At 66.5% G+C, this 13,292-nt stretch carries 12 protein-coding genes; 7 read left to right on the top strand and 5 right to left on the bottom strand.

The features are described 5' to 3' along the window. Positions 1-3: 3 nt before the first annotated feature. Together EDD41_RS06400 and ychF are read right to left on the bottom strand one after the other, a co-directional pair. Positions 4-1,953 (bottom strand): site-specific DNA-methyltransferase, encoded by a 1,950-nt coding sequence (locus tag EDD41_RS06400; protein ID WP_123575327.1) that lies wholly within the window; start codon positions 1,951-1,953, stop codon positions 4-6. Next, positions 1,950-3,041, bottom strand: coding sequence for a redox-regulated ATPase YchF (gene ychF, locus EDD41_RS06405; RefSeq protein WP_123575328.1), 1,092 nt, complete (start codon positions 3,039-3,041; stop codon positions 1,950-1,952). The genes EDD41_RS06400 and ychF overlap by 4 nt, the downstream gene beginning before the upstream one ends. 405 nt (positions 3,042-3,446) lie before the next feature. Between ychF and EDD41_RS06410 the strand changes: the two genes are divergently transcribed. Together EDD41_RS06410 and EDD41_RS06415 are read left to right on the top strand one after the other, a co-directional pair. Further along, positions 3,447-3,962 carry a substrate-binding domain-containing protein gene (locus EDD41_RS06410; RefSeq protein WP_170165263.1) on the top strand — a complete coding sequence of 172 codons (516 nt, stop codon included), beginning with the start codon at positions 3,447-3,449 and terminating at the stop codon, positions 3,960-3,962. Continuing rightward, positions 3,929-4,951 (top strand): vWA domain-containing protein, encoded by a 1,023-nt coding sequence (locus tag EDD41_RS06415; protein ID WP_170165264.1) that lies wholly within the window; start codon positions 3,929-3,931, stop codon positions 4,949-4,951. Before EDD41_RS06410 ends, EDD41_RS06415 begins: the two co-directional genes overlap by 34 nt. Before the next feature lie 27 nt (positions 4,952-4,978). On the opposite strand, the gene EDD41_RS06420 is transcribed toward EDD41_RS06415, so the two are convergent. Beyond that, a complete protein-coding gene (locus EDD41_RS06420) occupies positions 4,979-5,746 on the bottom strand; it encodes a hypothetical protein (RefSeq protein ID WP_123575331.1) in 768 nt (255 codons plus the stop codon). 64 nt (positions 5,747-5,810) lie between these two features. Beyond that, a complete protein-coding gene (locus EDD41_RS06425) occupies positions 5,811-6,428 on the bottom strand; it encodes a nucleotide sugar dehydrogenase (protein ID WP_281273097.1) in 618 nt (205 codons plus the stop codon). A 24-nt stretch (positions 6,429-6,452) separates the two neighbouring features. Between EDD41_RS06425 and EDD41_RS06430 the strand changes: the two genes are divergently transcribed. Both EDD41_RS06430 and EDD41_RS06435 read left to right on the top strand, forming a co-directional pair. After that, positions 6,453-7,397, top strand: coding sequence for an LCP family glycopolymer transferase (locus tag EDD41_RS06430; protein WP_245995552.1), 945 nt, complete (start codon positions 6,453-6,455; stop codon positions 7,395-7,397). A 138-nt stretch (positions 7,398-7,535) separates the two neighbouring features. After that, a complete protein-coding gene (locus EDD41_RS06435) occupies positions 7,536-7,973 on the top strand; it encodes a hypothetical protein (protein ID WP_123575334.1) in 438 nt (145 codons plus the stop codon). On the opposite strand, the gene EDD41_RS06440 is transcribed toward EDD41_RS06435, so the two are convergent. Then, positions 7,955-9,223, bottom strand: coding sequence for a M18 family aminopeptidase (locus EDD41_RS06440; RefSeq protein ID WP_123575335.1), 1,269 nt, complete (start codon positions 9,221-9,223; stop codon positions 7,955-7,957). The two genes, EDD41_RS06435 and EDD41_RS06440, sit on opposite strands and share 19 nt — an antisense overlap. A 144-nt stretch (positions 9,224-9,367) precedes the next feature. Here EDD41_RS06440 and EDD41_RS06445 point away from each other — a divergent pair, with 144 nt between their 5' ends. From EDD41_RS06445 to ilvA, 3 genes are read left to right on the top strand one after another with little or no spacing between them, the layout of a single operon-like run. Further along, the gene (locus tag EDD41_RS06445) at positions 9,368-10,252 is read left to right on the top strand and encodes a DUF7916 family protein (RefSeq protein WP_123575336.1); all 885 of its coding nucleotides are present in this window, start codon (positions 9,368-9,370) and stop codon (positions 10,250-10,252) included. A 51-nt stretch (positions 10,253-10,303) separates the two neighbouring features. Beyond that, a complete protein-coding gene (locus EDD41_RS06450; protein ID WP_123575337.1) occupies positions 10,304-11,980 on the top strand; it encodes a DNA recombination protein RmuC in 1,677 nt (558 codons plus the stop codon). Positions 11,981-12,000: 20 nt separating this feature from the next. Further along, positions 12,001-13,266 (top strand): threonine ammonia-lyase IlvA, encoded by a 1,266-nt coding sequence (gene ilvA, locus EDD41_RS06455; protein ID WP_245995553.1) that lies wholly within the window; start codon positions 12,001-12,003, stop codon positions 13,264-13,266. Positions 13,267-13,292: the final 26 nt, after the last annotated feature.

A 13,292-nucleotide genomic window follows, 5' to 3' on the forward strand; every position in this document is an offset into this window, starting at 1 on the left:
CGGTCAGTACCGCTCGATCACGGTGACGGTCTGCCCCGACCGGAGCGATCGCAGGTTCTGCTTCAGCTCGTGCATGACCGAGAACGACACCGAGTAGCCGAAAATGACGAGTCGCTTGAGGTCGAGCTCACCGGCCTCGAGCTTCGCCACGAGAGCCATCGCATCCGCGCTCGACAGCCCGGGCTCGATGACGTACCCAGTGTCGTCGCACACCTGGAGCTCGTACTCGTCGAGCTCGACACAGGTGACCTCAGCAGTCAGACCGAAGCCGTCTTCGACCAGCCACGTCGCGAGTGCCACCTGGGCACCGGGCGTGCCGTCGAAAGCGAACTTCGACACGAAGTCATCTAGGAGCAGGGTCTCCTCGTTCGGATCGAACGACTGCATCTCGTCGAGAGTCTTGACACTCGGTTCCTGCAGACGGAAGAGCTTGAAACCTGTATCGATGGCAGCACCAGTCTCGTTCTTGACTTTGATCGCAGCCTTCGTGATTCTTGCTCGCCCGATTTCATCAATGGTGCGGTAGCCGGCGGCATAGGCCGCATCCCCACTGTCAATCACGTCAGGAATCTGCACCATGATGAACTTCCGCGAACCATCATCGAAGGCGTTCGCGCGCATGACCGCCTCAGCGGTTGTACCTGACCCTGAAAAGAAGTCCATGACTATATCCTGGGGCCCCGCCCCAAGTTGTACGACCTCTTCGAGAAGTGGTGTGGGCTTCGGATAGCTTGCGATATCACCCGCAAGAAGTTCCTTGACCTCCTGCGTCCCTACCTGTTGATTGAAGCCCTTATCATCCCAGATTGTGAAGGACTTCTTTGTTCGCTCAATCAGACCGTCCCGATTGAGGTAGTCCTTCACCGAGATGTCATACTCGCCGCGTCGAGCAACGAACTTCGCGACGAGACGATCTGTCTCAGCGAGGCATTTGACCTTCCCCCACATCCAGCGGCCATCCCGGCCATCGGACTTACGGGGTAGCACTTCATGCCACCCCGCCTGCTCCGCCAACGAGATCTCCTCAGATTCAGGATTCACGTAGATCGGAAAAAACATGTCCGGACGATCCTCACGCAACGAGGCTACGCCGCGTTGACGAAGACCTAGGAGACGATAGTTTCCGTTCTCATCCTCAAACTTGTATTCATCGCGTTGCGCCTGGGTGAGCCGCTTTCCCCCGATACCTGCAGTCGCAGCAGCCTTTGAGTAGATCAGGATGTAGTCATGGACAGGAGCAATAGATGTATTTGACTGTCGGCCACGCGGGTTATTCTTGACAGCCACTGTTGCGACGAACCCCTGCTCGCCGAAGACCTCGTCGCACAACGCCTTGAGGTTGGCCTGCTCGTTGTCATCGATACTGACGAAGATGACGCCGTCATCGGTGAGGAGTTCCTTCGCAAGATCAAGGCGTGGGTACATAAACGTGAGCCACGCTGAGTGCGAAGACTTACCCTGGAGCGCTATCACGCGCTGGGCTTCGTCCTCGTCAAGACCCACCTTCTCGACCAAGTCCTTCGCCGTGAAGCCGAAGTCGTCAACATAGACGAAGCCGTCAGAGCCGGTGTTGTACGGAGGATCGATGTAGATGCACTTGACCTTGCCGGCGTACGAACCCAGCAGATGCTTGAGTGCATCCAGGTTGTCCCCGACGATGTAGAGGTTCTCCGACCCGGCGTTCGTCGCCTCGGCGTTGTGCTCGACGTCAGGAACCACGACCGTCTCGGTCCGCGTCGATGTCAGATACTTGGCGTACGACTTCCCCAGGAACTTGAGCTCGTAGCCTTCGCGCGTCATCGACACGTCGGCCGAGCTCAGCGCCTCCTGAAGGCGGTCGAGCCTGAAGTCGCCGTCCTTGTCGAAGTACCCTGGCAAGGCCGCACGGAGACGCGTCAGCTCGAAGTCGTTCGGCCTCGCGGCCTCGTTCGCCTCGTGCGCATCCCTGATCACTTCTTACCCCCAGATGTAAGACCTGTCCTAAACTCCACCACGTCGCCGTCCTGCATGACGTAGTCCTTGCCCTCCAGGCGCGCCTTGCCGGCCTCGCGGGCGGCCTTGACTGAGCCCAGGTCGACGAGGTCCTGGTAGCTGATCACCTCGGCCTTGATGAAGCCCTTCTGGAAGTCGGTGTGGATCACGCCGGCGGCCTCGGGGGCTGTGGCGCCCTTGGGGATGGTCCAGGCGCGGCACTCCTTGGGGCCTGCGGTCAGGTAGCTCTGCAGGCCGAGGGTGTCGTAGCCGACGCGGGCCAGCACATCCAGGCCGGGTTCGGTGACGCCGGCCTCCTCCAGGAATTCGCGGGCCTCGTCCTCTTCCATCTCGGTCAGCTCGGCCTCGAACTTGGCGTCCAGGAAGATGGCCTCGGCGGGGGCGACGACGGCCCGCATCTTCTCCTTGAGCTCGTCATTGGCCAGTTCGTCCTGGTCGCAGTTGAAGACGTAGATGAAGGGCTTGGCCGTAAGCAGCATCAGTTCGCGCAGCTCTTCGGTGTCCATGCCGGAGGCGAAGATGGTCTGCCCGGAGTTGAGGACTTCCTGTGCCTTGAGCATCGCCTCCAGCTTGGGGCGCGTCTCCTTCTTGATCCGCGCCTCCTTCTCCACTCGCGGCACGGCCTTCTCCAGCGTCTGGAGGTCCGCGAGGATCAGCTCGGTGGTGACGGTGTCGATGTCATTGGCGGGGTTGACCCGGCCGTCGACGTGGGTGACGTCCTCGTCGACGAAGACGCGGGTCACCTGGCAGATGGCGTCGGCCTCGCGGATGTTGGCGAGGAAGGCATTGCCCATGCCCTCGCCCTGCGAGGCACCCTTCACGATGCCGGCGATGTCCACGAAGCTCACGGTGGCAGGCAGAAGCGCCTTGGAACCGTAGATCTTGGCCAGCTCGGCCAGGCGCGGCTCGGGCACACCCACCACGCCGACATTGGGCTCGATCGTGGCGAACGGGTAGTTCGCAGCGAGCACATTGTTGCGGGTCAGCGCGTTGAACAGCGTTGACTTGCCCGCATTGGGGAGACCGACGATTCCGATGGTGAGTGCCACGTCGCACAAGCCTAGTTGGTCGGATGCCCGGGGCACGAACCGGCTGGCTGCACCCGTCAGCAGGCTCAGCCCCGCAATTGCGCGTCCACAAGGCCGTTCACCACGCGTTCACCTTCTGGGCGGAGGGTGCCCCGGCTTTCACAAAAGTTAAATGGTCCATCTATTCTGATTGACGTCCTAAAGAATCTCGGGGGAGATCATGAACGAACATCCTGAACCCAGGCGCGCCCTGCCTGACGAGGGTCCACATCTGCGCAAGCCTCTGTTGGCACTCGGTGCCGGCCTCGCCGTCGCCGCCGTCGCCGGTGGCACCTTCTTGGCACTGCAGTCCGCGACGAAGCAGCCGGCAATGCCCCGGAGCGGGGATGCCCCAAGACGGCGACCCTGCTGGTCGATCCCGCGTGGGTGGACTCCGTATCGGAGGCCGCCGACGCGTGGGGCCGTTCGACGGACGACGACGGATGCCATCCCGTCGAGGTGACGCCGCAGCTGTCGGCCATCGTCGCCCGCGACGGCTTCGGTAGTGCCGACGGTTGGATCCCGGAAGACCTCAGCGTGCAGCAGGGCGCCACGGATGCCGGCCTGCGTCAGGTGAAGGCCACCACCCTGGGCACCTCTCCCCTCGTCCTGGTGAACACGCCCGAGGCGGGCGAGGCCCTCAAGGGCGGCCTGCAGGGTGAGACGCTGCGCCGAATGGTCACGCTCGACGAGACGTGGGCCAACCATGGTCACAAGGAGTGGGGCCGGTTCAAGCTGGTGCTGCCCAATCCGGACATCACCGCCTCGGGTGCCGCCGCCTTCGCCAGTCTGATGGGTCAGGCGGGCCGCGGCACGACGCCACCCACCAATCCCGTCACGGCCCCCCGGACCAGCGCAACATGGCCAAGGTGGAGCAGCGCATCGTGGCCCGCACCGAGCTGACCGACGTCCTCAACTCACTGGCCAGCGATCCCGCCGACGAGAACGGCCGAACCCCGGCGGGGCCCCGGACGGGGGTCACCACGCTGACTCTGGCGCTTCGCTCGGGTGGTCTGCAGGCCAGCTATCTGGACACCCGCACGGGCCTGACGATGGCCCTGGCCAATGCGACGGGTCATGACACGTTGAAGTCCTTCGCCACCTGGCTGGGTACAGGCGAGGGCAGCAGGGCCCTTGCGATGGGCGGTGTCACCACCCGGAGTGCGGCCCCTGCCCAGGATCGCGTCGCCGCGCTGGGTCTGCCGGTCAAGGCGCCCACCGTCGTCCCTTTGGCCGGCAAGGACCTGCAGGCGAGTCGGATGGCGCTGCAGGCCTTCTCCAAGCGGACCTCGGCCTTGATGGTGCTGGACACCTCGGGCTCGATGCAGGAGCCGTTGGGGCCCGGTGGCCCCCGTCGGATCGACGCCGTGACACGGCTGGCCCTGGGCAGCTCGGACAGCTGCCCGCCGGGCATGGCCAATGGTCTGATCACCTTCAACTCCAGCAATGACGCCGCCCAGAAGCCCAATGTGCAGACCGTCGTCCCCTTGGAGCGGGACACCACCAAGACGTGGGTGGCCGCCCAGCCCAAGTACCAGCAGGCGTTGATGACGATGCAGACCGGCGGTGGCACTCCCCTGTACGAGGCGATTGCGACGGCGTGGCGGCACAACACCACGAACTTCCAGGCGGGTCTGGACAACCGGATCTTCGTGATCACCGATGGCCGCAATGAGGATGCCAAGGGCAGCTTGAACTGGAAGCAGTTGATGAAGGCGTTGCCCAAGGAGCCGGACCCTGAGCGCCCCATCAAGGTGACCTATGTAGCGCTGGGCCCGGATGCGGACTTCGCTGCGCTGCAGAGGATTGCGCAGGCCACCGGCCAGACCGCGATGCGGGTCAATTCCGTCGACGAGCTGCAGACCAAGATGACCCAGCTGGTGGCCGGCTGATCCTCGGCCTTAGGACTCCCCGGTGGCTCACGCCGGGGTCTGCACGGCAGCTGAAGTCTCTCGGGCCGCGGTGGTTTCCGGCTTCGGGGCCACGCTGGGGGCCGGCTGGGTGGTCTGCGGGGGCGGTGCGCCTCCCGTGGATTCCTGCGGCGGGGCGGGCTGGCTCGCGGGCGGCCTGGTCACGGGGTCGGGCGCCACGGAGCTGGTCTCGGTTTCCGCCGGCCTGGTATTCGCCGGCTGGGTGTCCACCGGCTGGGGGTTCACCGGTTGCCGGTGCACGGGCCGTCGGGTGGAGGGCGCGGTCGCGGGCTGGGTCCAGCGCGGAGCCGTGGAGGTGGCCGTCGGTTCCGATCGGTTGTCCGCCTCGGTGTCCTTGGGCACGTAGCCACCGTTCCCGTTCGTCTCGGCCTCGCGAGTCCAACTCGGGCTGGGTGTCGGGGTCGGTGTCGGGGTCGGCTTGGGAGTGGGCTTCGGGCTCGGGGTGGCCTTCTTGCTGGCGACGGGGCTCTCGCTCGGCGTCGACGCCGGGATGGCGACGATGGGATCGTCGTGGCCGCCGCGGAGCAGCTCCGGGTGGGCTGTCCACAGGTATCCGCCGGTACTCATGGCCACTCCGGCCAATCCCAGCGCCCACGCCTGCCGGCGTCGGGCGGACACGGCCCGGGCGATCGCCAGCACCATCAGCGCAAGTCCGCCGAAGAAGAGCGGGAACCACAGCCCGGCCACCAATCCGGCGATGACGAGATAGGTCGCCAGCAGCGGGATCAGGATCTTGGGGCGCATCAGCCGACGCATGGTCCTCCTTGGTCAGGAAAATCGGGAGATGCACCTGGGTGCATCTCCCGATCTCGTCAGTACGTCAGCGCCACAGGCCCTTGGTGTCGATCACGACGTGATCGGCAAGGCGGGTACGGTCCAGGTTCTTGAAGACTGTGTGGTCCACCAGCAGGACCACGACGTCGGCCTGCTCCAGCGCCTCGTCAAGACCCATCAGGTCCACGCCACGGCCGGCCAGTGACTTGGGCAGCGCATCCACGTGCGGCTCGACGGCAATGACCTTGGCGTCGGTGAGTTCCTTGGCCAGTGTCTGCACGATGGCGATCGACGGGGACTCGCGCAGGTCGTCGATGTCGGCCTTGAAGGCCAGGCCGAGGCAGGCGACGACGGCACCGGGGCGCCCTTCGACGGCCTTGCGCACCTGCTCGACGACCCATGCGGGCTTGCCGTCGTTCACCTCGCGGGCGGTGCGGATCAGTCGGGCTTCCTCGGGGGTGGTGGAGACGATGAACCACGGGTCGACGGCGATGCAGTGTCCGCCGACGCCGGGGCCGGGCTGCAGGATGTTCACCCGGGGGTGCTTGTTGGCCAGTTCGATCAGTTCCCACACGTCGATGCCCAGCTTGTCGCTGATCAGCGAGAGCTCGTTGGCGAAGGCGATGTTCACGTCGCGGAAGGCGTTCTCGGTGAGCTTGGCCATCTCGGCGGTGGTGGCGTCGGTCTGGTGCAGGTCACCATCACCGCCAGCCTGCTGCGTGTACTGGACCCGAGCTTTCGCGTCGAGCTGCCCGCGCTGCGCCGACGTTCCGCATGGGAGCCCGGCCGGGTGCTGCACGTGCTGACGAACCACCTGCCGCAAACACGTTCGGGCTACACACTGCGCTCCAATGCGATCCTTCGCGCCCAGGCAGAGCTTGGCTGGCAGGTGGAGGCGGCCACCCGGATCGGCTATCCGGTGACGGTGGGCCATCTGGGCAATCCGGAGGTGCAGTACGTCGACGGCATTGCAGTGCACCGGCTGATTCCGTGGGTGATGCCCGCGGAGGAGGACGAGCGGCTGGCCGCGTATGCGCGGCTGCTGGACCGCGTCGCCGAGCACCGACGTCCCAGCATCCTGCAGACGCTGCAGCCCCTGATCGGCGTCCCGATCGACCACGTCGCCAAGGTTGACTTCGACGGCTTCAAGAACATGACCGACGCCCTGGGCGGCGTCACGCTGAAGACCGACGAGGGTCAGCAGACGATGAACGGTACGGAGGCCCTCAAGTGGGTACGCGAACGCAAGAGCCTGAGCCAGGGTGACATCAGCCGTGGCCAGCGCCAGATGCAGTTCATCCGCGCCGTGCTGATGAAGGGGCTGAGCAAGGAGACGCTCAGCAACCCCGCCGAGGTTGCCCGCTTCCTCGACGCCGGCACCCAGAACATGGTGGTGGATGATGCCTTGACCACCAACAAGATGCAGTCCATCGCGCTGAGCATGCGCAATGTTGGCAGCAACAGCATCAAGATGAACACGGCCCCGTGGACCGGTGTCGACACCGGCCCCTACGGCATGAGCATCGTCAACATGAGCGAGCCCCAGATGAAGGTGCTGGCCGAGCACCTGTCCAATGACACGATGGGCAGCTACGTGGACAACGTCTCCCCCAAGTCCGGCTTCGGCGGCTGAGACAGTCACTCGGGCCGCTGCAGATGCCCCATGGCGTCTGCAGCGGCCCTTGTCTGTCACTGGACGGACGCATCGCGACGCCTCACCCATATGCGCGAACACCTCGTAGTCTTGTGGAACATCGACGAAGGAGCTCCCATGTCCACACCCAAGAAGGCAGCCGGGGGCGTCGTGGGCGCCTTCCTCGTCGAGCAGGCCGGCCGGATTGCGCAGGACCCAGACGTTCACAAGGCCGTGGCCGAAGCGGCTCGGCCGGCGGCCGCCAGGATGGGTGAGGCCGCCAAGAGCGCCAAGGGCAAGGTGAAACTCCCCCACCGGGCGGATCCCTTCGCCCAGCTGGAGGCCTCCCTCGACGTCGTCGCCCGACTCGTCGAGCAGCACTCCCCCGGTGCAGACCCTGCCGCCACCGCCGAGTGGCGTCGACGGATCACGTCACTGCGCAACGCCATCCCGCTCGCCAAGGCAGACCAGGGCAAGGGCCGCAAGACCAAGCTGAAGGACCTGCAGGCCCGCCAGAAGGCCCTGCTGGACGAGGTCTACACCGCCGTGGTGGAGGCTCAGGCGCCTGCCCAATAGGCCTCAAGCGCACGCTTCAGGAACCACGGATCCTCCACGCCACACAGCTCGCGGGCCGAATGCATGCTCAGCAGCGGGATCCCGACGTCGACGGTGGTGATCCCCAGCCGCGTGGCCGTCAGGGAACCGATCGTCGAACCGCACGGCACCGCGTTGTTGCTGACGAAGGGCTGCGTGGGCACATCGGCCACCTCACAGGCCCGCTTCCACAGCGCTCCCCCCAAACCGTCGGTGGCGTAGCGCTGGTTGGCGTTGATCTTCAACAGCGGGCCCGCATTGAGCTGGGGATGGTTGTTCGGGTCGTGCAGGTGCACGTAGTTCGGGTGCACCGCGTGCCCGGCATCGGCGCTGATGCAGCTGGAACGGGCCATCAGGGCGCGCAGATCCGCACCCTCGACGCCCAGCCCGGCGGCGATCCGCACCAAGACGTCCTCCAGGAAGGGGCCGCAGGCACCAGACCGGCTGTTGCTGCCCACCTCCTCGTGGTCGAAGGCCGCCAGCACCACGACGTCGTCGCCGGGCTCCACGTCCAGGAAGGCCTGCAGGCTGGCGTGAACGCTGGACAGGTTGTCCATCCGTGAGGCGGCGAAGAACTCCTCGTCCGGCCCGAAGACGGCCGGGGCCTCCGTCGGGAAGGCAAACACGTCATGGTGGGCCAGGTCACTGATGTCGACGCGTGCCACCCGGCACAGGTACTCCTCGATGTCCAGCTTCGGATCGAGCGAGTAGAAGGGCATCAGGTGCTGCTGGCGGTCCAGGTGCAGGTTGTCATTGACGCTCCGGTCCAGGTGCGGCGCCAGTTGCGGAATCCGCGCGATGGGCCCGGTGCGGACCAGCGTCACGGTGCCATCGATGGCCACCAGACGCCCCGCCAGGCCCAGCTCACGGTCCAGCCACGAATTGTTCAGCCCACCGCCGTAGACCTCCATGCCCGCCTGCTGCCATCCCGCGGAATGCGTGGTGGGGTTGGGCTTCAGCTTGAAACTGGGGGAATCGGTGTGCGAGCCGACGATCCGGAAGCCGGACTCCGGGCCGTAGGTGTCCGGAACCATCCAGGCCATCAGGGCGCCGTCGCGGATCACGAAGCAACCGCCGCGCACCTCCTGCCACGCCTGCTTCTCGTCCAGCTGGGTGAAGCCGGCCCCCCTCAGTTGCTCCGCCATCGCCGCCACCGCGTGATAGCTGGTGGGCGAGGCGGTGATGAAGTCGGCGAAGGTACCGATGAAGTCGAGGGCAGCGTCACTGGGCATGTGTCCAGTATTTCAGGATGAACCAGGACTCTGCTACGGCAGACAGGGACCGTGTCGGAGGCCAAACATGCAGCCCAACATGAGCGGAGGACCAAACCCCCAGACCTCCACCCAGCAGCGCGGGAGCGCTGCAAGACTGGGGTCATGACCCGCCTGCTCGACCTGTCCGGAGACCAGCTGACCAGCCTGCGCGGCCGGTCCCTCGTCGAATCCATCCACGCGTGTGAGGGACGCGTCGTCGCCGCCGAGGTGATCGGGCTGATGATGCCGCTGTTGCACGAGGTCACCAACGCGGAACTGGTGGCCGCCATGGGTGCGGACCTGGTGATCCTCAACCTCTTCGACGTCGACGAGCCCTTCGTGCGTGGTCTTCCGGCCTGCCCACCGGACGAGGTGGTTCGGACACTGCAGCGGCTCACCGGCCGCGTGATCGGCATCAATCTGGAACCCGTGGGGGTTCCCGCGGGACGGCTGGCCACGTCGGACAATGCCCGACGGGCGGCCGAAATGGGCGTGCAGTTCATCGTGGTCACCGCGAACCCGTCGACGGGTGCCGACAATGCCTCCATCCAGTCCGCGATCCGCGCGGTGAGCCAGGCCGTGGGCGACGACGTGATGGTGGTGGGAGGCCGGATGCACGGATCGGGTGCACTGCAGGAGCAAGGCAGCCGGATCGTGGGGCCGGAGGACGTGCACGGCTTCGTGGAGGCCGGTGCGGACGTCGTGTTGCTCCCAGCCCCAGGAACGGTGCCCGGGATCACCGCTGACCATGTGCATGGACTGGTGGAGGTGGCCCATGACCTGGGTGCGCTGGTGCTGACCAGTATTGGCACCAGCCAGGAGGGTGCCGATGCCCAGACCATCCGCGCCATCGCCCTGGCCTGCAAGCAGGCGGGGGCCGACATCCACCATCTGGGCGACGGTGGCTATTCGGGCATCGCGGAGCCGCGGAACATCCACGACTACTCCATCGCCATCCGCGGTGTCCGGCACACGTGGCGACGGATGGCGGCCTCCATCAACCGCTGATGCCGGGGCGCCTGGGGAAAATTGTCAGAGGCGTCGTGCAGAGTGGTGGGCATGGAAACCACTGCCGTCATCATGCTGCTGGCCGGGTTGGTGCTGGGTCTGCTCGTGGGCGCCTTCGCCGCCCTCCAGGTGGCCCGCGCCAAGACGTCCGCGCTCGAGTCCGCGGGCCAGGCCGCGCTGGCCGAGGCCCGCACCGAGGCCGCCAGCGCCCGCGCCGAGGTGGCCAATGTGCGTGCCGACGCCTCCAAGGCGTGGAACCAGATGTCGGAGGTCCGTGCAGACCTGGAACGCGCCAAGGCGGAGACCGAGCGTGCCCGCACCGACGCGGCCCTGGTCCGCGCCGAGGTGAGCGATGCCGAGACCCAGGTGGCGCAGGCCAATGCCCTCACCGCCCAAGCGCTGAGTGAGAAGGCCGACGTGCAGGCCCGGCTGACCGGCATGACGGCGGAACGCGACGCCGCCGTTCGTCGCGCCGAGGAACTGGCGGCAGACCGTGAATCCATCGAGAACCGCTTCAAAGTGCTCTCCCACGAGACGCTGGAGAAGCAGGGCAAGCAGGCCGACGTGGTCGCCGAGGCGCGGCTGAAGGCCACCGCTGACCTGATGACACCGGTTGCGGAGAGCCTCAAGCTGATGAACGACCGCATCAACCAGGTGGAGCGCGAGCGTGCCAGCGCCACGGCAGAGATGCGCGAGCAGATCAACAGCGTCCTGGTGACCAGCGAGAACCTGCGCCGGGAGACCAACTCGCTGGTCAGCGCCCTGCGCAAGCCGCAGGTTCGCGGCACGTGGGGCGAGACCCAACTCAAGCGCGTCGCCGAGCTGGCTGGCATGGTGGAACGCTGCGACTTCGACCTGCAGACCTCCACCACCACCGAGGACGGCACACTGCGCCCGGACATGAAGGTGAACCTGGCCGACGGCAAGTGCCTCTTCGTCGACTCCAAGGTGCCGCTGAGCGCCTTCCTCGACGCCTACGAGGCCGCCGATGATTCCCTGCGCGACGCCCACCTGGCCACCTTCGCCCGGCACGTGCGCACCCACATCGACCAGCTGTCCAGCAAGCAGTACTGGAAGCTGGAGAAGAACACCCCGGAGTTCACCATCCTGTTCATGCCCAGCGAGGCCTTCCTGCAGGCAGCCCACGAACAGATGCCGGACCTGCACGAATACGCCGCCCGCAAGAACATCACCCTGGCAACCCCCAGCATCCTGATCCCGCTGCTGCGTGCCGTCGCCCACGGCTGGCAGCAGGCTGCCCTGGCCGAGTCGGCCGCCCAGGTGGCCGAGCTGGGCCGGGAACTCTACGAGCGCCTGGGCACCATGGGCGAGCATCTGGACCGGGTGGGCAAGGGCCTGACCAGCGCCGTCGGCGCCTACAACAAGGCGGTCGGTTCGCTGGAGTCCCGCGTCATGGTCACCGCCCGCAAGTTCAAGGACCTGCAGGTCACCTCGAAGCCCCTGACCTCTCCGAAGGCCGTCGAGACCAATCCCAAGCCGCTCACCGCCGCCGAGCTGACCGCCGGCCCGGAGCCGGAATCCCCTCGACAAGCTCGGGGAACGGAGATGGAGACGCCGGCCGAGCCCACCCTCACGCCGGCCGAGCCTGTCGAGGCCCCTGAGCTGCCCGAGCGCGCCCACCTCACCCGCCAACAGCCCACACTTGACGACCTGGTGGAAGACCAGTCCAGCGTCCTGCCGCTGGACGCGCGACGTCGCACTTCCTGAGCAAGGCAATAATGGGGCTGGTGAGCTCCCTTGCCGAACTGTCCGTCCTTGTTGATGACGCCGCCACCCGCCTCTACGGGGTGGCCAACCGCACCCCGCTGCAGCGCAACGCCCGGCTCAGCGAAGCCACCGGTGCCGAGGTCTGGCTCAAGCGCGAAGACCTGCAACCGGTCCGCTCCTACAAGCTGCGCGGTGCCTACAACCTGATCAGCACCCTGTCAGATGCGGAACGCCAAGCCGGCGTCGTGTGCGCCTCCGCCGGCAACCACGGTCAGGGCGTGGCATGGAGCTGCGCCAAGCTGGGCATCGAGGGCAAGATCTTCGTACCCTCCACCACCCCCCGCCAGAAGCGGGACCGGATGATCGCCCTGGGCGGCGAATGGGTGGAGCTGGTGGTCACCGGCGACACCTACGACGAGGCCGCCGCAGCCGCCAAGACCGTCTGCCAGGAGACCGGAGCCACCATGGTCCCCGCCTTCGACGACGTCCGCACCGCCGCCGGACAGGGCACCGTGGCCCGGGAGATCGTCGAGCAGCTCGGCCACACCCCGGACGTGCTCGTCGCCCCCGTGGGCGGTGGCGGCATGCTCGCCGGTTGCGCCGCCTGGTTGTCCAACCGCCCCGGAACCCACATCATCGGCGTCGAACCCGCCGGGGCCGCGTGCATGGCGGCAGCCGTCGAAGCCGGTGAGCCGGTCACCCTGAGCGGGATCGAGACCTTCTGCGACGGAGCAGCCGTGGCACGTGCCGGTGAGGTCACCTTCCCGCTGGTGCGCGACGCCGGGGTGGAGCTGGTCACCTCACCCGAGGGCGAGATCTGCACCGAGATGCTCGCCATGTACCAGACCGACGGCATCATCGCCGAGCCAGCCGGAGCCCTGGCCGCCTCCGCGCTGCGCTCCGCCAACGGCCAGGCTCCCGTCCAGGTCAAGCCCGGTCAGAGCGTCGTGGTGATCGTCAGCGGCGGCAACAACGACGTCTCCCGCTATGCCGAGATCGTTGAACGCTCCCTGATCCAGGAGGGCCGCAAGCACTACCTGCTGGTCAACTTCCCGCAGGAGCCGGGCGCGCTGCGTCGCTTCCTGGACGAGGTACTGGGCAGCGACGACGACATCACCTACTTCGAGTACGTGAAGCGCTCCAACCGGGAGATCGGCCCGGCCCTTGTGGGCATCGAGCTGGGTGACCCGGCCAGCTACCCGGACCTGATGCAGCGGCTGTCCGCGTCGGGCATCACCACCGAGGTGGTCAGCCCCGACTCTCCCTTCTACCGCTTCTTGATCTGAGCGGGTATCCGGAACACACGACGCCC

The organism is Luteococcus japonicus (assembly GCF_003752415.1).
Classification (GTDB): domain Bacteria; phylum Actinomycetota; class Actinomycetes; order Propionibacteriales; family Propionibacteriaceae; genus Luteococcus; species Luteococcus japonicus.

Coding starts and splice junctions, on each gene's coding strand:
- EDD41_RS06420 (WP_123575331.1), bottom strand. CDS start 5,746: ATGCGTCGGCTGATGCGCCCCAAGATCCTGATCCCGCTGCTGGCGACC.
- EDD41_RS06425 (WP_281273097.1), bottom strand. CDS start 6,428: ATGGCCAAGCTCACCGAGAACGCCTTCCGCGACGTGAACATCGCCTTC.
- EDD41_RS06435 (WP_123575334.1), top strand. CDS start 7,536: ATGTCCACACCCAAGAAGGCAGCCGGGGGCGTCGTGGGCGCCTTCCTC.
- EDD41_RS06440 (WP_123575335.1), bottom strand. CDS start 9,223: ATGCCCAGTGACGCTGCCCTCGACTTCATCGGTACCTTCGCCGACTTC.
- EDD41_RS06445 (WP_123575336.1), top strand. CDS start 9,368: ATGACCCGCCTGCTCGACCTGTCCGGAGACCAGCTGACCAGCCTGCGC.
- EDD41_RS06450 (WP_123575337.1), top strand. CDS start 10,304: ATGGAAACCACTGCCGTCATCATGCTGCTGGCCGGGTTGGTGCTGGGT.